Source organism: uncultured Sutterella sp. (assembly GCF_937923675.1).
Lineage (GTDB): Bacteria > Pseudomonadota > Gammaproteobacteria > Burkholderiales > Burkholderiaceae_F > Sutterella.
In genome coordinates, this window is the sequence record NZ_CALDXB010000027.1 from 1 (window position 1) to 17,617 (window position 17,617).

The 17,617-nt window shown below is 60.1% G+C and carries 13 protein-coding genes; 8 read left to right on the forward strand and 5 right to left on the reverse strand.

Translation table 11 applies throughout. The features are described 5' to 3' along the window. Nucleotides 1-97: 97 nt before the first annotated feature. Nucleotides 98-508, forward strand: a complete 411-nt coding sequence (locus Q0106_RS02850) for a helix-turn-helix domain-containing protein (protein WP_139687995.1) — start codon at nucleotides 98-100, stop codon at nucleotides 506-508. A gap of 488 nt (nucleotides 509-996) precedes the next feature. On the opposite strand, the gene Q0106_RS02855 is transcribed toward Q0106_RS02850, so the two are convergent. From Q0106_RS02855 to Q0106_RS02875, 5 genes are all read right to left on the reverse strand, one after another. Continuing rightward, nucleotides 997-1,836 (reverse strand): NUDIX domain-containing protein, encoded by an 840-nt coding sequence (locus Q0106_RS02855; RefSeq protein WP_297608562.1) that lies wholly within the window; start codon nucleotides 1,834-1,836, stop codon nucleotides 997-999. Nucleotides 1,837-1,845: 9 nt separating this feature from the next. Continuing rightward, nucleotides 1,846-3,372 carry a lysine--tRNA ligase gene (lysS, locus tag Q0106_RS02860; RefSeq protein WP_297608564.1) on the reverse strand — a complete coding sequence of 509 codons (1,527 nt, stop codon included), beginning with the start codon at nucleotides 3,370-3,372 and terminating at the stop codon, nucleotides 1,846-1,848. Nucleotides 3,373-3,466: 94 nt separating this feature from the next. Further along, nucleotides 3,467-4,592, reverse strand: a protein-coding gene (gene prfB / locus Q0106_RS02865; RefSeq protein WP_139687991.1) for a peptide chain release factor 2 whose coding sequence is annotated in 2 segments (ribosomal slippage) — nucleotides 3,467-4,510 and nucleotides 4,512-4,592 — 1,125 coding nt in all. Because the reading frame shifts where the segments join, the coding sequence is not laid out codon by codon here. A 251-nt stretch (nucleotides 4,593-4,843) separates the two neighbouring features. Next, complete coding sequence (recJ, locus tag Q0106_RS02870; RefSeq protein ID WP_297608566.1) at nucleotides 4,844-6,535, reverse strand: single-stranded-DNA-specific exonuclease RecJ; 1,692 nt, start codon at nucleotides 6,533-6,535, stop codon at nucleotides 4,844-4,846. Continuing rightward, nucleotides 6,532-7,632, reverse strand: coding sequence for a hypothetical protein (locus Q0106_RS02875; RefSeq protein ID WP_297608568.1), 1,101 nt, complete (start codon nucleotides 7,630-7,632; stop codon nucleotides 6,532-6,534). The genes recJ and Q0106_RS02875 overlap by 4 nt, the downstream gene beginning before the upstream one ends. Nucleotides 7,633-7,926: 294 nt before the next feature. Here Q0106_RS02875 and Q0106_RS02880 point away from each other — a divergent pair, with 294 nt between their 5' ends. From Q0106_RS02880 to Q0106_RS02910, 7 genes are all read left to right on the forward strand, one after another. After that, nucleotides 7,927-9,186 carry a lipoprotein-releasing ABC transporter permease subunit gene (locus Q0106_RS02880; RefSeq protein WP_297608569.1) on the forward strand — a complete coding sequence of 420 codons (1,260 nt, stop codon included), beginning with the start codon at nucleotides 7,927-7,929 and terminating at the stop codon, nucleotides 9,184-9,186. Beyond that, a complete protein-coding gene (locus Q0106_RS02885) occupies nucleotides 9,179-9,880 on the forward strand; it encodes an ABC transporter ATP-binding protein (protein WP_297608571.1) in 702 nt (233 codons plus the stop codon). The genes Q0106_RS02880 and Q0106_RS02885 overlap by 8 nt, the downstream gene beginning before the upstream one ends. A 14-nt stretch (nucleotides 9,881-9,894) precedes the next feature. Next, nucleotides 9,895-10,752 carry a TatD family hydrolase gene (locus Q0106_RS02890; RefSeq protein WP_297608574.1) on the forward strand — a complete coding sequence of 286 codons (858 nt, stop codon included), beginning with the start codon at nucleotides 9,895-9,897 and terminating at the stop codon, nucleotides 10,750-10,752. A 148-nt stretch (nucleotides 10,753-10,900) separates the two neighbouring features. Further along, the gene (locus tag Q0106_RS02895; protein WP_297608577.1) at nucleotides 10,901-11,467 is read left to right on the forward strand and encodes an ACT domain-containing protein; all 567 of its coding nucleotides are present in this window, start codon (nucleotides 10,901-10,903) and stop codon (nucleotides 11,465-11,467) included. Between the two features lie 45 nt (nucleotides 11,468-11,512). Then, nucleotides 11,513-12,886 carry a PFL family protein gene (locus Q0106_RS02900; RefSeq protein ID WP_152158509.1) on the forward strand — a complete coding sequence of 458 codons (1,374 nt, stop codon included), beginning with the start codon at nucleotides 11,513-11,515 and terminating at the stop codon, nucleotides 12,884-12,886. Between the two features lie 211 nt (nucleotides 12,887-13,097). After that, entirely contained in the window at nucleotides 13,098-15,776 is a 2,679-nt protein-coding gene (locus tag Q0106_RS02905; protein WP_297608580.1) for a hypothetical protein, read from the forward strand. Nucleotides 15,777-16,132: 356 nt separating this feature from the next. After that, nucleotides 16,133-17,581 carry a hypothetical protein gene (locus tag Q0106_RS02910; RefSeq protein WP_297608583.1) on the forward strand — a complete coding sequence of 483 codons (1,449 nt, stop codon included), beginning with the start codon at nucleotides 16,133-16,135 and terminating at the stop codon, nucleotides 17,579-17,581. The last annotated feature ends 36 nt before the right edge of the window (nucleotides 17,582-17,617 follow it).

Consider the following 17,617-nt stretch of genomic DNA (forward strand, 5'->3'; position numbering starts at 1 on the left):
CAGAAGACCCTCTTGATAGAGCCCGTTTCCTGAGAGTGTTTCGGGAGACGGGCTTCTTTTCTTCGGAAAACCGAAATTTTCTGAAGGAGATGCAGTCATGATGTCGCAGACCGACGAGCGGACGCTGGAAGCACGACGTGAGCGGCGGGAAAAGTGCGCATCCGAAGAAAAGCGCCGTCAGGCGGTGGAGCTTTTTCGGCACGGCATCGGCTATACCCGGGCCTCGCGCATTCTCAATCTTTCCGTCAACACGGTTCGCGACTGGAGCCGGGAATTTCGCAAGGGCACCTTTCGGATCAAGGTTTCCCGCAATCAGTACCGCTATCCGCCGGAAATCCGGGAAAAAGTCATTCAGCTTCGGCTCTCGGGCTATTCCTGGAACGAAATCGAAAAAAGCACCGGGATCTCCGTGAGCACCTGCCGCAAGTGGGTGACGGACTACTGCGAGAAGAGAGGCACGAAGCCGCAGCTTCTCGTCCCCGTCAATTCCAGTCTGAGCCGCCTGTGAGCCTGTGAGGCTTTGATGTTCTCAGACGCCTCTTTGAAGCTGTCCATTCCCTTTTCGGGATCGGGCAGCTTTTTTCTTTTCGCGGTTTCAGAACGGTGCGGAACGTTGCTTCTGCATCGGCGTGGTGCACTTTTTCCCGCGTGATCCGCCATTGGCGACCGCGAATTTTGAAAAATTGAGAATCTGCGCGTTTTGATGGGTTGGCAGGCTCAAAAAGGGCATCAAAGTGCTGATTCAGGCCTTCTGAAGCGCAAAAATGCCGTGAAAGGCTGCGGCGGTTCGATTCCCGAAAAGCAGATAACGGCCTCGGGGATGACGGTGGTGCACTTTTCTCCGCGCAAGCGGGTTATCGGTGACCGTGAATCCGAGGAAAAGCTGTTTCAGGGCGTTTTGACGCCCGAACGACCTCGGAACAACCTAAAAACAGCCGTTTTTCCCGGAGTTTTGCACCAAATTGACCGCCCGGAGGGCGGTCATGTCGCTCATCCTCAGAGAAGCTTCCTGATGGAAAGGAGAAGCGTCATCGCCGCCTCCTTCATCATGAGGTTCTCTTCAATGCGCTTCAGGGCCTCTTCCGCGCTCACGCATTCAAAGTGATCCACCTCGCCGTCAACGGGCTCCGGCATGAATCCTTCAGGGAGCAGCGCCGCGTAGGCGTAGCTCACCTCATGCATCCACCCGCCGCGAACGGGTCGGGAAATATGGTCGCAGGCGAGAAACTCCGCCTTCACCGGGTCGAACGCCGTGAGGCCGGCCTCTTCCTGCGATTCCCGCGCGAGCGCTTCGAGAGGCGCTTCACCCGCCTGAATCATTCCCGCGGCGAGTCCGTCCCAGAGTCCGGGGCCGACGAGTTTTTTTGCGCTCCTTTTTCCGAGGAGAAAAACGGGATCCCGCGCATCCCGGGGATTCCGGATGCGGCCCGCGAGGTGCATGGCCGAGGTCCGGGCGCCTAAGGGCCGGTAGAGCGCGCGCTCGAGCGTGCCGACGGGAGCCGCCTCAGGCTGATCCAAAGGAACAAGGTCGAGTTTTTCATCGCGCCAGCCCTGGCTCAGCCCCTTATCCCTCATTGCGAAGCCGAAGTCTGTGAGGTCTCCGTAAGGGAGCGTGAGGGCGCCTGAGGAGAGGCTTGCCCCTGGAAGCGCGCCGATTTTCTCGGCAAATTCCGGGCGCGTGCGCCCGATGAGAGCCCCTTCCCAGAAGACGGATACAAGTCCGGCATCCGACATGGAAAAGCCCGCCTTAAGCGTCTGATAGAGCGCTTCGAGGCGGGCTTCGAAGTCGGATGCCTGGGGAAGCGTGAAAGCGTCCCCGGCATCAGATTTCATCATTTCAGGCGATTAACCCTTGAAGTTTTCCGGGCGCATATGCGGGAAGAGGAGCACGTCGCGGATGGTCGGCGCGTCCGTCAAGAGCATCATGAAGCGGTCGATGCCGATGCCGCAGCCCGCGGTCGGGGGGAGCCCATACTCGAGCGCGCGGATGTAGTCGGCGTCGTAGTACATGGCTTCATCGTCGCCGTGGCTCTTCTTGTCGGCCTGGGCCTTGAAGCGGCGGGCCTGATCGTCCGGGTCGTTCAGTTCCGAGAAGCCGTTGGCGGTTTCACGGCCGGCGATGTAGAGCTCGAAGCGCTCGGTGATTTCCGGATCCGCGTCCGACGCACGCGCAAGGGGCGAAATCTCGACCGGATAGTCGATGATGAAGGTGGGCTCGATCAATTTCGACTCGGCCGTTTCTTCAAAGAGCGCCATCTGAAGGGCGCCGAGACCGGCGTCGACCGGGATTTCACCGCCCAGGCGCTTCAGCTCCCCGCGGATGAATTCGGGGTTGTTGAGCTCTTCGTCGGTGTAGTCCGGAGCGAACTTCTTGATCGCCTGAAGCGGAGTGAGGCGATGGAAGGGCTTCGAGAGGTCGATCGTATGGCCCTGATACTGAAGAACCGCGGAACCCGTGGCTTCCTTCGCAACCGTGCGCAGGAGGTTTTCCGTGAAGTCCATCTGATCACGGTACGTCCAGTACGTGCAGTAGAACTCCATCATCGTGAATTCAGGGTTATGACGGACCGAGACGCCTTCATTGCGGAAGTTGCGGTTGATTTCGAAGACGCGCTCGAACCCGCCCACGACGAGGCGCTTCAGGTAAAGCTCCGGCGCGATGCGCAGGTACATGTCCATGTCGAGCGCATTGTGGTGCGTGATGAAGGGCTTCGCATTGGCGCCGCCCGGGATCGGGTGGAGCATCGGCGTTTCGACTTCGAGGAAGCGGTGGTCGAGCATGTACTGGCGGATCGCGGCGATCGCCTTCGAGCGCGTGAGGAAGCGCTTTCTCGAATCCTCATTCATGATGAGGTCGACGTAGCGCTGGCGGTAGCAGAGCTCGGTGTCCTGAAGGCCCTTGTGCTTGTCGGGGAGCGGACGGATGCTCTTCGTCATGAGACGAACTTCCTTCGCGCGGATGGCGAGGTCGCCCGCGCGCGTCCTGAAGAGCGTGCCGCGGCAGGCGACGATGTCTCCGAGGTCAAAGGTCTTGAAGGCGGCGTAGGCGTCTTCGCCCACTTCGTTCATCTGAACGAAGTACTGCATGTCGCCCGTAAAGTCGCGGACGGTGCAGAAGGAGGCCTTGCCCATGATGCGCTTCAGCATCACGCGGCCCGAGCAGGCAACCTGAGGCGCGAGCTTCTCGAGCTCCTCGGCGCTCATTTCGCCGTACTTCTCGCGCAGGTCGCCGAAGAGGTCGGTGCGCACGAAGTCGTTGGGATAGGCCACGCCCGTTTCACGCAGGTGCGCGAGCTTCGCGCGGCGTTCGGCGATGATGTGGTTCTCCTCGGCTGCGGCTTCCTGCGCCGTCTGGATTTCATTTTCAGCCATTTGAATTTCCTTCTGAAAGGCTTGATGTGCCTCGTCTAAAGAGGCGCGGTTCTCCCTCGCGCCTTCCTTTCTTAGGCTTTCAGGTTTAAAGCGATTACTCAGCAGCGGGGAGACCGCCCACGCCGTTCTTGAGGCTCGCCTCGATGAACTGGTCAAGATCGCCGTCAAGTACGGCGCCGGTGTTGCCCGTTTCGACGCCCGTGCGCAGATCCTTCACGCGGGACTGGTCGAGCACGTAGCTGCGGATCTGGTGGCCCCAGCCGATGTCGGACTTCTGCTCCTCGAGCTTCGTCTGCGCTTCCATGCGCTTTCTCATCTCGAGTTCGTAGAGCTTCGCCTTCAGCTGCTGCATCGCCTTCTCGCGATTGCGGTGCTGCGAGCGGTCGTCCTGGCAGATCGTGATGATGCCGGTCGGGATGTGGTGGATTCGAACAGCCGATTCCGTCTTCTGAATGTGCTGGCCGCCCGCGCCCGAAGCGCGGAAGACGTCGATCGAGAGGTCGGCCGGGTTGATCTCGATATCGATCGAGTCGTCGACTTCCGGATAAACGTAGACCGAGCAGAAGGAGGTGTGGCGGCGGGCGTTGGCGTCAAAGGGGCTCTTGCGCACAAGACGGTGAATGCCCGTTTCCGTGCGCAGCGTCCCGTAGGCCCATTCGCCTTCGATGAAGAGCGTTGCCGACTTGATGCCCGCGACTTCGCCCGCGGACTCTTCCTCGAGCGTCACCTTGAAGCCCTTTCGTTCGGCATAGCGCATGTACATGCGCTCGATCATACTCGCCCAGTCCTGAGCTTCCGTGCCGCCCGCGCCTGCCTGAATTTCGAGGTAGCAGTTGGCCGAGTCCATCGGCTGGTTGAACATGCGCTTGAATTCAAGCTGACCGACCTCTTCGGCGTAGCCGTCAACATCGGCGCCGATCGCTTCGACGGCGTCCCAGTCTTCGTCGGCCATCGAAAGTTCAAAGAGTTCCTTCGCGTCCGCAAGTCCCGCGGTGAGCCTTTCGAAGCTGCCGACGATGTCGTCGAGCATCTTCTTTTCCTTGCTCACTTCCTGAGCGTGCTTGGGATCGTTCCAGAGGTCGGGATTCTCAATCTCGCGATTGACTTCTTCGAGTCGTCGTGCCTTGCGGTCGACGTCAAAGATACCTCCGAAGTTCAGCGAGCCTGCGGCCCAGATCTTCGATGAGGGATTCAATCTGATTGATGCGTTCAGCTTCCATTTTGAGTCCTGTTGATGCGCTCCCCCAGGTCCGCTGGTAATGAGAGGGTCTCCGGTCCCAAAAGATCCGGATAAATCCCGCGGGGGAGCTGACGGGCCGCGCTGATAGAGGCCAAAGCCCTTAGGGGCAGCCCGAAGTGAAATCATGAAACCCGGAATTATAAGCGGAATGGGGAGAGCGCCTGAAGCGCTCTCCCCAAAGAAAAAGCAGGAAAAAGAAGAAGCCGGAAGGTTTTTTGAGGCCGGAACGGACTATTCCGCCGCTTCCGCAACAAGCTGCACCGTGCGGCGTCCCCGGTACTCGTTGATGGCGGGCCGGTAGGCGATCTTCGCCTGCATGGGCAGGGGCTCGCGATGACGGAAGAAGATGCCTTCAAAGCGCTGGCCGCCTAAGCCCAGTTGGAGCTTCAAATGCGCGTCCTTGAGAAGCGTCTGGTTGAGCACCGTGAATTCGTTCGCAAAGAGCGGCGCTTCAAATCCCTGGCCCCAGATCTGACGGTCGATTTCCGTGCAGAGGCTCTCCGTGATTTCGTCGGGAGCGAGCCCACCGTCCGTGAGCACGACGCGCTCGAAAACCGAGGCATCGCAGTGCGTGCGCACGACTTCTTCAAAGGCTTCCTGAAATTCTCTGAGGCTCTCCGGACGAATGGAAAGACCCGCCGCCATGGCGTGGCCGCCAAAGCGGATGACGACGCCGGGAAGGGCCTTCGAAACGAGGTCGATCATGTCGCGAAGGTGAATGCCGGGGATCGAACGACCGGAGCCCTTCAGTTCATGATTTTCCGTGGGCGCAAAGGCGATCACCGGACGGTGGATCCGTTCCTTGAGGCGCGCGGCGACGAGTCCCACGACGCCTTCGTTGAAGTCGGGGTTGTAGAGAGAGAAGGTCGCCCGGTGGTCAAGGTCGACCGCTTCGAGCGCCGCTTCCGCAGCCTGCTGCATCTCGCCCTCGAGTTCGCGCCTTTCGGCGTTGATGGAATTGAGGTTGTCTGCAAAGGCAAGCGCCCGCGACGGATCGTCGGAAAGGAGGCACTCGATGCCGCTTTCCATGGTGCCCAAGCGCCCTGCCGCATTGATCCTCGGAGCGACGGCGAAGCCGAAGTCCCGCACGCCCGCCGTATGGATGTCTTTTCCGGCAATCGCGAAGAGCGCTTCGAGACCCGCGTGGGTGCGCCCCGACCGGATTCTTCTTAAGCCCTGGGAAACGAGAATCCGGTTGTTTTTGTCGAGCTTCACGACGTCGGCGACGGTGCCCAGGGCAACAAAGTCGACGAGCTGGTCGAGCCTCGGCTGGGTCTTCGCGTCATAGACGCCCCGCTCGCGCAGAAGCGCCCGGAGGGCCAGAAGGACGTAATAAATGACGCCCACGCCCGCGAGGTTCTTCGACGGGAAAACCGAATCCGCGCGGTTGGGATTGACGATGGCAACGGCGCGCGGGAGTTCGGGGCCTGGCAGATGGTGGTCGGTCACGATCACGTCGATTCCGAGCTCGCGGGCACGGTCGACCGCCGGAACGGACGAAATGCCGTTGTCGACCGTGACGATGAGAGAGGGCTTCGGGTCGCGCGCGGCCACGATGTCGACCACATTCGGGGTGAGGCCGTAGCCGTGCACCACACGGTCGGGAACAAAGTAGGAGGCGCTGATGCCGAGCATCTGAAAGCCCCTCAGTCCCACCGTGCAGGCGGTCGCGCCGTCGCAATCGTAGTCGGCGACGATGGTGACGTGCTCGCCCTTTTCGCGGGCCGCGGCAAGCCTTTCAGCCGCTTCGCGGGTGCCTTCGAGCATGGCGGGCGGAATCATCCCCTGCCACTCCTGCTCGAGGTCCGAGGCTTCGCTGATGCCGCGGGCTGCAAGCGCCCGGGCAATGGGTGGAAGGAACCCTGCGCGCGCGAGCCTTTCGGCCGCATGGGGATCGTAGGTACGGGAAAGAATGCGGGTCATGCTGCGTCCTCCCCGTTCATTCCGGAAGTGTTGGGTTCAGAGTCCAAAAGCCACTTTTCCGGAGAAACGACGTTTTTGCGCTTCAGGAACCCGAGCGCGCCCCTCTTTTCGGGAACAAGCGTCGCGGAGGTGCCGTGCCCGAAGGCGACGATGACGTTTTCCGTCAGGCGCGCGGGCTTCTCTTCGCCGATCCAGTGTTCGAGCTTGTCGAGGAGCTTTGGGATGCGTTCAACCCACGCGTCCCAGTCGTGCTTGAGCCACGCGTCATAGAGGTCGTTGATCACGAGAATGCGGTCGCCCTCCGGGGCTTCGGGCCATTTGGTCCTTTTGCCGAGCGTCCCGAGGTATGCCTTCGGGATTCCGGCGTCTTCGGCCCAGGCGAGCGCCGTGCGGTCGTTCGCGAGGACTGAGCGGAAGGTTGAGGGCGGAAAAACGGGTGCGGACCGGCCGCCCCCCGAGAGCCAGAGGCCGTGAATGGCCTTCGTTTCTTCAGGGAGCGCTGCGCGAAGAGCGCCTTCGATCCTGTGAAGGAGCTCATTCACGCGCTCCCTGTCGGCGCCGTCGGCAAGATGCGGGAGGTGAGCGATATGCGCTGCTTCCATGCCGCAGAGATCCTCGAAGGGGCGCGCTGAATAGTTAAGCCCCTCGCGCGTCGCAGCGTAGAACGATTTCCCGGAAATCATGAGGCGCATGCCGGATGCCGCAAGAACCGGATCCGCCGCGCAGGCGGCGCGGGGAAGCGCGTCGTCCGCAAATTCAAAGCGCGCGAATCGCCCCGAAGAATCCTTCGTCCAGAAGTCGATCGACCAGAATTCCTGATCGAGCCGCGGCCCGTGCTCGGCCATCCAGGCATAAGGGGCGATGACGGGCGCGCCCGTCCGGTGCGTGAGCACTTTCCAGAGCCACGCACGGTGGGGCGAATATTCGTGAAGAGGCTCCGAGAGCCGCTGAATGCCGGGCGGTTCGCGCCCGGTCCCGAGCGCCGTGAGCCGCGTGCGGTCCGCGTCCGTTAGGGACGCAAGAACCTCACGGGCGCATCCCTGAGGAAGACGCGCGCCGGGAAGGAGATAAAAGGCAGTTGTCATAATGGAAGGCATTGTAGCCGCCCGCACGCTGGACGCTCTCTGCCTGCGGGTTCTTCTCTCCTTGGGGAAAGCCTTCTGAAGCGAAGGCCGGAGATCATGCGCCGGCGGCATTTCCCTTTCCGAGGAGTGCGGTGCAGCCGAAAGGCTTTCTTTCCTCATGAAGTCGAGGAAAAACAATTTGTTGCGGAATTCTTTTTCTTTTCCTTTCACGCTTTCCCCATGATGCGGCCGCTAGAATGAGCGCCTTGACGACAAATACCTGAAAGGAACTCCCGCTTTCGGAAACGATCCGGAGAGAGGATTTTTGTGCAGACGCCATTTGAATTCATGATCGGCCTCACTTATACGAGGCAGGGCAGAAAGGGCCGCCGCCGGGACGGCTTCATGTCCTTTATTTCCGGCATTTCCGTCGCGTCGATTGCTTTGGGCGTCGCCGCCCTCATCATCGTGCTTTCGGTGATGAACGGCTTTCAGAAGGAGGTCCGCGACCGGATGCTTTCCGTGATTCCCCATATCGAGGTGACGGCTGTTCCGGGACCGCTCAGGGACGCTGACGGGCTCGCCAGGAAGCTTGAAGCCCGAAGCGACATTCTTGCCGCCGCGCCCTACGTGCAGGGGCAGGGGCTCCTCAATTCCGGTTCAGTGGTCCGCGGCGCCCTTGTGAAGGGCGTCGACCCCGCGAAGGAGCCGGGCGTGAGCGAAATGTCTGAGAACATTTCCGGGGGCGCGGAGCTGAAGGACCTGACGCCCAAAAGCTTCGGCGTCATTCTCGGGCGGGATCTCGCAAGAGCGCTCGGCGTCCGCACGGGCGACAAGGTGGCCCTCATCGTGCCCGAAGGAAACATGACTCCGGCGGGACTCATGCCGAGAATGCGGCAGTTGACGGTCCTCGGGTACCTCTCTTCCGGCCACTATGAATACGACAGCACCATGGCGCTTCTCAACATCGAGGACGCCGCGGCGATCTTCCGCACCGGGGGCCCCCAGGGGCTGCGGCTTCGCACGGCCGACATGAATAAGGCGCCCGAGATCGCGCGGTCGGTGGCTCAGATGCTCCCGGCAGGCGTCTACGCGTCCGACTGGTCGCGGCAGAACCGCACGTGGTTTGCGGCCGTTCAGGTTGAAAAGCGCATGATGGGGATCATTCTCTTCCTGATCGTCCTTGTGGGCGCTTTCGGTCTCGTCTCGACCCTCGTCATGACGGTGAAGGAAAAGCAGGCCGACATTGCAATTCTGAGAACGCTCGGGGCTTCGCGCTCCTCCATCCTCGCGATCTTCATGATTCAGGGGACGATCGTCGGGATCGTGGGCGTTGCTGCCGGCGTCGCCGTCGGGCTCCTTGTGGCTTACAACGTCGGCTCCATCGTGAGCTTCATCGAGAGCCTCATGGGGGTCGAATTCCTCCCGAGAGAGATCTACTTCATCAGCTCGATGCCTTCCGATCCGAGACTCTCCGACATCATTCCGATTTCGGTCTTCTCCTTCCTTTTGTCCCTTGTCGCCACGCTCTATCCGAGCTGGCGCGCGGCAAGACTTCACCCTGCGGAGGCGCTCCGTTATGAATAACGCGAATGAACCGGTTCTCTCGGCGGTGCACGTCGCCAAGGCCTACCGAGACGGCGCGGCGGCCGTGCCGGTACTGAAGGACGTGAGCCTCACCGTGATGCCGGGCGAAACCGTGGCGATTCTCGGTGCTTCAGGATCAGGGAAGTCGACGCTTCTTCATATTCTTGGAGGGCTCGACGCCCTGGACTCGGGCGAAGTTTCGATCGCGGGCGAAAAGCTTTCCGGGCTTTCCGAGTCCGAACGCGGGCGTCTGAGAAACCGGCGCCTTGGCTTTGTCTACCAGTTCCACCATCTGCTACCCGAGTTCACAGCGCTCGACAACGCCGCAATGCCGCTCTTCATCCGCCGCATGAACCGGACGGAAGCGCGCGCGAAGGCCAGAGCCTCGCTCGAAGCCGTGGGACTCGGGCACCGGCTCGATCACCTTCCGTCGCAGCTCTCCGGGGGCGAACGTCAGCGCGTGGCCATTGCCCGCGCGCTTATTACGGAACCCGCCTGCATTCTCGCCGACGAACCTACGGGAAACCTCGATGAGGAAACGGCTGAGCAGGTCTTTGAGTCGCTTCTTAAGCTCGCGCACGAAAAGGGCGCGGCGATCGTCATCGTCACGCACGACCGCGACCTCGCGCGTCTTTGCGACTGCGTTGTAAAGCTCGCTGACGGGGCGATCGAACCGGTCGAAAAGAATTTCTAAAGCGTGAGGCTGCCATGGGCTTCATCGATACGCACTCGCACCTCTGGGTTCCGAGGCTGAGGGAGCGCCTCCCGGAACTCCTCGCCGACGCCCGGCGCGCCGGCGTTGAAAACATGCTTCTCTGCGCCGGGGGACCTTCGAACTGGGATCTCACCCGCGAGGTGGCCTGCGAAGCGGGGCTGGGCTACCTCCTCGGCATCCATCCGCTTGCGCTCAACGAAGTAGGCGAGGGAACGCTAGAAAAACTGCGCGAGGAGGTGGCGAAGCGGATGACGGATCCCCACTTCATCGGGATCGGCGAAGTGGGTCTTGACGGCTTTGTGCCGGGCATCGATCAGGCGCTCGCAAAAGAGGTCTTTCTCGCGGAACTCCGGATCGCCCGTGAATTTTCGCTGCCGCTCTCGATTCATGTGAGAAAAAGCGGATCTCAGACGATGGGAGCCTTGAGGCGCCTGCCGCCACCCGGAGGAGCCGTTCATGCCTTCAACGGCTCTGACGTTGAGCGGGATGCTTTTCTTGGCTTCGGCCTGAGACTCGGGTTCGGGGGCGCCGCCACCTACGCCGGGAGCAAGCGCATCCGCCGGCATCTCGCGGAGCTTCCTGACGGCGCCTGGCTTCTTGAAACCGATGCGCCCGACATGCCCGGGTCGAAGCGGCGGGACGCCCATGAGAAGGAAGGCTTGTCTCTCGCCACAGAACCCGCGGACATTCTCGAAGCCGCAAAGGCTGCCGCCCAACTCCGGGGCATCACAGTCGAAGAGGCGGCGAAGGTTTCGCGCGACGCTGCCATTGCGGCCTTCCCGCGGCTTTCCGGGCTTCTCGCTTTGCCCGATGCGTTCGCAAAGAGAATCGGCTCCTCTCAAGTAGACTAAGACGATTCTTGAGGGCATTCGGCCCAGCCGGCGGCATGCCCGACGTAAACTAATTTAATTGCACATACCCCTGAGGAGCGCGCTTCTTTGACGGTGCGCCTCCGATCCCCGGCCAGGATTCACTTTAGGCCCCATGAGGAGATTCCCCGTGACAGAAGCAAATATGGACCGCGTTCTCGTCGGCGTTTTCGGCCTTGACCGTCCCGGCATCGTATCCGCAGTGTCCTCCGTGATTACGCGCCACGGCGCAAACCTCGAGCAGGTGAGTCAGGTTACCCTTCACGGGCAGTTCGCCCTGATGTGCGTGGTGCAGAAGCCCGTCGACCTCGACAAGTCCGTGATCGAGGATGATCTGAACGAAGAGATCCGCCGCCGCAAGCTGAAGCAGGCCGTGCTCGTCCTCGACTTTGTGGAGCCGACGGAAAACCTCGAAGGCGAACCCTATGTGATCAGCATCTGGGGGCCGGACAGAAACGACATCATTACGACGTTCTCGCGGATCCTCGCCGAGCAGAAGATCAACATTGAGAGTCTGCGCGCCTTCCCGATCGAGGACGGCATGTCGCTTCAGGTCTTTGAAGCCCAGATTCCGCTCGACGTCGACCGCCGGGCGCTTCACCGCACGCTCATCGACCGCGCGGGCGCGATGGGGCTTCGCTGCAATCTCCAGCACCGCGACATCTTCGAAGCCATTCACCGCGTGAAGGTGGACTGATCTGCCTCTCGATCCGACATACCCGAATTCTTAGGAAACCAAAAAATGCTGACAGACCGCGAGGTACTTTCCACCATCAACATGCTCCGCTCGGAGCACCTCGACGTCCGCACCGTCACGATGGGCATCAACCTCTTCGACTGCGTTTCGTCCGACTTCGACAGCTTCGCCTACAAGGTCCGCGCCAAGATTTCTCGCTATGCCTCGAAGCTCGTTGAAACCTGCGATCTCGTGGGCGACCGCTACGGGATTCCCGTCGTCAATAAGCGCATTTCCGTCTCGCCCATCGGCACCGTGGGCGCCGCCTTCTCGCGCGACGAAATGGTTGCCGCCTGCCGCGTGCTCGATGAGGCCGCGAAGGAAGTCGGCGTCGACTTCATCGGCGGCTTCGGCGCCCTCGTTGAAAAGGGCATGACCCCGGGCGAAAAGAACCTGATCGATGCGCTCCCTGAGGCGCTCGCCACCACGGACCGCATCTGCTCCTCGATCAATGTGGGGTCGACGAAGGCCGGCATCAACATGGATGCCGTGCGCCTCATGGGCGAACGCATTCTCGACGTTGCGCATGCGACGAAGGACCGCGACGCGATCGGCTGCGCGAAGCTCGTCGTCTTCTGCAATATTCCGCAGGACGTGCCCTTCATGGCGGGGGCCTACCTCGGCGTCGGCGAACCCGACGTCGTGATCGACGTGGGCGTCTCGGGCCCGGGCGTCGTCAAGAAGGCGCTTGACCGCGCGGTGAAGGCGAAGGGCGAGTACCTCACGATCACGGATGCCGCCGAAGTCATCAAGCACACCGCCTACAAGGTGACGCGCGTGGGCGAAATTATCGGCAACGAAGTCGCCAAGCGCCTGAACCTCCCCTTCGGCGTCGCCGACCTTTCGCTTGCTCCCACGCCGGCCGTGGGCGACAGCGTGGGCGAAATCTTCCAGTCCTTGGGCCTCTCCTCCATCGGCGCTCCCGGCACGACCGCGATTCTCGCGATGCTGAACGACCAGGTGAAGAAGGGCGGCGTTTTTGCCTCCTCGCACGTGGGCGGGCTCTCGGGCGCCTTCATTCCGGTCTCGGAAGACAGCGCCATTGAGGCGGCTGCGCGCTCCGGGGCCCTCACGCTTGAAAAGCTCGAAGCCATGACTTCCGTCTGCTCCGTGGGTCTCGACATGATCGCGATTCCGGGCGATACGCCGGCTTCGACCATCTCGGGCATGATCGCCGACGAAGCGGCGATCGGCATGATCAACGGCAAGACCACCGCGGTCCGCGTGATCCCGGTTCCCGGAAAGACCGTGGGCGACGTTGCGGTCTTTGGCGGCCTCCTGGGTGAAGCGAGCATCATCCGCGTGCCGGGCGGCGACGCTTCCGGCTTCGTGAAGCTCGGCGGCCGCATCCCCGCTCCGATTCACAGCCTGAGGAACTAAGTTTCCTTCCTAGAGTGATTTTCACAGCCCCGGGCGCTTCGGCGTGCCGGGGCTTTGTTTCAAATAAAATGTATTACGGTATCAAATAACGAAAATACGGGAGGGTGATTAGGGGTTAATACTACACATGAAATGTTTACGGGTCAGCAAAATGCATCGTTCGTCTGCTTCGCTTAGAGCGAGGCTCTAATGACCACGATGACTAAGATCCATGACGAACGCTCAGATACGAACGCTCGCCCGGATGGCAATGAGCGAACACTCGCGAGCCACCGCGGCCACAGATTTGCCTTCACTCCTTGCTGCCGAAAGGGCGAGGGGCCTGAAGGAAAAGAAATCCTCTCCTTCACGCTGCTTCCGATCCCGGCTGACGCCCATAGCAGCGGCGTGCTTCAGCATTGCGATGCTTCCTCTGTCAGGGGTTCAGGCCGATACGCCGGAGGATGAATGGAATTCAGATCGGGTTGTTTCAGGCGAGGAGGTCTGGGGACCAGAGGGTTACTTTGAGCTCAATCGGCTCGAAATCGCTTCGAGCGGGAATCTCAGGATTGAGACGAGTTCTGGAAGCATCGGAGAAATCGATGTTGCCGGGGGAAGGCTTACGCTAAGCGAAGGAACCTTCACATACGGCCCGCCATCCCCAAATATCTCGATTACGGACAAAGGTCTCTTTCGACTCGAAGGCAAGTCTTATTTGGGAGATGTTGCCTACCTCAGCCTCGCGGAGGGCCTGCTTGAACTGAGAGAAGGTTCTGAGATTGCAGGTGAACTCGATGAAGAGGGCGCTATTGGAGGTGCCATTCAGCTCGGTGAAGCAGGCAGGATCTCTATGGAAGGCGGCTCGATGATCACTGTCGGCAGCGTTCGTACAGAGGGCGGCACGATCGAGATTCGGGCGACGCCATGGATCGAGGAAGGCTTTGATTCGGATACCGGCGAGCCTATCGAGACTGTCTATCAGGGCGGCATCTTCAACGCAGAAGTCTTTCACGCCGCGAAGGGGACGACCCGGGTGATCCTCGGGGGCGGCGACATTCCGGAAAACCTGGAAGCTTCCGTTTTCGGTTCTGCCCGATTCTGCGTGGGAGACCTTCTGATTGACCCGGATGCGGCTATGAGAATCGAGCTCCTCAAGGGCGGCCGGTTTGTCGTCGGGCTGAACACTATGAGCAATGCGGATCAACTTCCGGGCGACCGTCATCCCGATGCTGGGACGCTTGTCATTGGAAAAGATTTTCTTCTTGCCGACAACGTCGCCATTCAGGTGGGCGAAGTCGATGAGGAACAAGCCGGCAGCCTGCGTCAGAACCTTCTCGTTGCCCGCGACGGCGTCATTGAGCTTGACGGCCCGAACGCAAAGCTCACGACTGGCGAAGGAACCTGGACCCATTTTGAGCTGGGGTCGATTCTCTGGATTTTCCCCGAAGCCGTGCCAGAAGTGCCGGATGAGGAGCCTGAAGAAAATCCGAACGATTCGGCTGGCGACGGTTCCGGAAGCGCCCCGGGCGGGAATGATGCGGAAGAGACCCCGCGCGAACCCCTGATCGCGGACCGCGACGCGGTGGAGAGCCTTGACTTTTCTAAAGGCAAGGTGACGGGGCTCGAAAACCTCACGGTGTACGTAGGAACCGAGGGGAAAACGGGAGACCTCTATTACGGCGCCGACGGGAAGCTCCACATTCTCATTCAGCCGCCCGCCTTCGAAGGTCCGCTCGCAAGCCTCACTCAGGCCGTGTGGCTGAAGAGAAAGGATGTCTTCACGCCTCAGTATTTCCGAAAGCTTTTTCTCTATACGGAACCCGAGGCAACGGCCGCGAACCTCGTGCGCGTGGCCGGCTCCACGGCGGCGATCGGCACCCGCGAAAGGATGACGGCCGACATGACGATGCTTTCGGGGAACATTGGAGATGTCGTTCGGACGCTTGAGCTCGAAGGGCGCGTGCCAGTGCCCGTGGAAGAGGATTCCATTCTGCGAAAGATCCCGGAAGTGATGACCTCGATCCCTGTCATGGTGGACGCGTCGGGAGGAAGAAGCCGGACTTCCGTTCCGATTCCGGATCTGGGGATGAATCAACAGGTAACGAGCGACGACACGACCATCCGGGGAGCCTTTGTTCTGGGGAAAGGTGATATCCGATTCGGGCTCTACGGCGCCTTCACGGAATCGGACTTTAATCACCATGCGGAAGAGTCCAGGCTTCCGCTCACCGGTTCTTCCGAACGCGCGCTCGTTTCCGTCTTTGCGTATGTGCCGGTTGAAGAAAAGCGGGTGACGATGGATCTCACCTGGTCCGAGGCCGCTGACAAGGTACGGGTGCCGTCTGCCGGTGAATTTCTGCATGCCGAAGGCGTGAAGCGCTCGCTCTGGAGCTTCGGCCTCATGACGGAATGCCCGCTCTTCGGGGATTTGGGGAGCACCCGCGTTGACTGGACGGTGACGGGGCTATCCGGAGCGCGTGTCTGGAAGTGGGGCGATGCGGAGGCACTCTGGCAGGCGGAATCGGGAGACGTTCTCAAAACCCGGGAGTCGGGCGGTTATGCCGTTTCGGCAACCCTGGGAGGCCGCATTGCGGGCGGCATCAACTTTGCGGCCAAGGGCATCTTTGAAGAGTGGCTGCCGAGGAGAATTGATGGGTCGCTCAATGCTGCGATGCATGGGCTGACTTCCGACTCGGCTTCGATGACGGTGACAGTGCCGGGAATTGAAGGCGCCCGCGGGGAGCTTGCGGTGGCGGATCTGCCGAAATTCCAGATGTCGGCCGACGCGAAGATTGGGATTCAGTTTCCGCAGACGCGGGTTGAGCTGACGGGATCCGTTATGAAAGCGGGGTCGAGGCATCGCTCGCACGCCGTGGGCGCCCGGCTTTCTTGGGTCTTCAATGAGGTATGAGGGCTCCTGTATGCCGTTCCGAGCGCGGGGGAAGGACTGTTTTCAGATGCAAAGGGAGGGCTGACAACCAGCGCTGTTTCAGGCTGAGGGTAAACCCTATAAAGCCGTAGCACGGATGTCACAAAGTTAATTTATGAGTATTTTCCCTACGCATTCATTACGATGACTAATTACAGCTGATAGGACTGATTTCACAAGGTCTATTAGGGTTACCCCCCCCCCGTTCATTTGATTTTTTTAGGATCGGTTCGTGCTCAGAACCGCGCGCTCTCCATGGGAGCGCCGGATGGGCATGAACTGCCTTCTTTTATGGAGGACGGTTCAGGAAATCAATTGATTTGGAGTTAACCCAAAAAATGAATAAGACTTTCAAGGTCGCCCGTTCTCTCACACGCGGCACGGTCGTGACGAGCGAGAAGGCGTCTTCCTATCAGGGCAAGGCTGTGAAGACGGTGATCGCTGCGGCGGTGGCTTCTCTCGTTGCTGGTGTTGCCATGGCCGAAAGTACGTCTCTCGTTTATGAGGGCAAGGATCTTGTCGTAAAAGCGGGGGATGATGTAGCCATTACGCAGAATGCCTCGAAGGTTACTGCTAATGCGACGATCTCGATTGAAGGCGGCAAAGCTACTATCACAAATGTAAACGAGACTCCTAAAACCGCTGATGGCAAGCAATTTGCGCCATCCCTCAACATGACCGACGGCGAACTCGTCGTTAAAGGCGCCAACAACTTCTACAACCTCAGTATCACCGGCGGTAAGGTAACGATCGACGGCGGTGACGCTGAGGCTAACTGGCGCGACGGTGTCAATATCGGCGGCTATGCCTATGTTGACGCTGACGGCGTGCGTCAGACGCTCGTGGCGGGTGCAGATACCGTTGTCAATGTTACGAATGGCATGCTTTGGGGTGGTGCTCAGGATGCTGCTTCTAATATTCGTAAAGCCAGCAAGCTGCTCATTACTGACGGCGCAAAGGTGAATCTTGCAGGTTCTTCCGTCAATAAATCCGGCATTTTGTACGTCGGCACTGAGAAGGTAATGGAACTTGGCAATGCGGCTAATGTTTCTATTGCTGACAAGAAATTTGGCGCCATTCTTGCTCCGACCCTGAATATCACGGGCGGTACGATTAACAATGCCGGTACGCTTAATCTGGCGTTTTCCAACGGCAATGGCAGCAACGGTCATGAGAAGTTAGAAGCGTCTTTGAACAGTGCTCAGGCGTCTGCAATGGCGGTCACCATCACTGCTGGCGGGATCAATACGACCAAGACTGGCACGACAAACATCAAGGCAAACGTAGTTGTTGATGGCGGCTCGATCACGAACGAAGGCTCTACGGCCGTTGGAGGCAGCCTTTCCGTGACCACAGGCAGCGCGTCGAATTCCGGAAAGCTGACTGCCACGACCCTTTCGCTCGGTGGTGCCGATGACGCTTCCGCCTCTCTGACAAACACCGGCGTTCTGACTGCTGGTTCCGTTACGATCGGCAAGAATGCCACGCTCACGACGGCCATTTCTATTCCCGCCAAGAAGGAAGGCGAAGCCAACACGCTGAGCTATGCGGTTTACGATACGACCGTAAATAAGGGCGGTACATTGGAAATCACCCAGCTGAATTCTGAGGCAATCGACGGCATCGTTATTGCTGGTACTCAGCAGGCGCCGACTGTCAAGCTCACGCTCAATGGCGGCCAGGTTACGCACGGCGGCCAGGTCTATCAGGGCAACCTGAAGCTCGGCGATGCGGACTATGCAGCCAGCGTCACTTTCGGAAACGGCGACTATAGGGGGCTTCCATAAATTCGGAAAGCCAGTTTTTCCACTTCGCCGACAGTA

Bases quoted from the DNA above. Each gene is read 5' to 3' on its own strand.
- Q0106_RS02905 (WP_297608580.1), top strand. From the start codon at position 13,098: ATGACGAACGCTCAGATACGAACGCTCGCCCGGATGGCAATGAGCGAA.
- Q0106_RS02875 (WP_297608568.1), bottom strand. From the start codon at position 7,632: ATGCCTTCCATTATGACAACTGCCTTTTATCTCCTTCCCGGCGCGCGT.
- Q0106_RS02885 (WP_297608571.1), top strand. From the start codon at position 9,179: ATGAATAACGCGAATGAACCGGTTCTCTCGGCGGTGCACGTCGCCAAG.
- Q0106_RS02855 (WP_297608562.1), bottom strand. From the start codon at position 1,836: ATGATGAAATCTGATGCCGGGGACGCTTTCACGCTTCCCCAGGCATCC.
- Q0106_RS02890 (WP_297608574.1), top strand. From the start codon at position 9,895: ATGGGCTTCATCGATACGCACTCGCACCTCTGGGTTCCGAGGCTGAGG.
- recJ (WP_297608566.1), bottom strand. From the start codon at position 6,535: ATGACCCGCATTCTTTCCCGTACCTACGATCCCCATGCGGCCGAAAGG.
- Q0106_RS02850 (WP_139687995.1), top strand. From the start codon at position 98: ATGATGTCGCAGACCGACGAGCGGACGCTGGAAGCACGACGTGAGCGG.
- lysS (WP_297608564.1), bottom strand. From the start codon at position 3,372: ATGGCTGAAAATGAAATCCAGACGGCGCAGGAAGCCGCAGCCGAGGAG.
- Q0106_RS02910 (WP_297608583.1), top strand. From the start codon at position 16,133: ATGAATAAGACTTTCAAGGTCGCCCGTTCTCTCACACGCGGCACGGTC.
- Q0106_RS02900 (WP_152158509.1), top strand. From the start codon at position 11,513: ATGCTGACAGACCGCGAGGTACTTTCCACCATCAACATGCTCCGCTCG.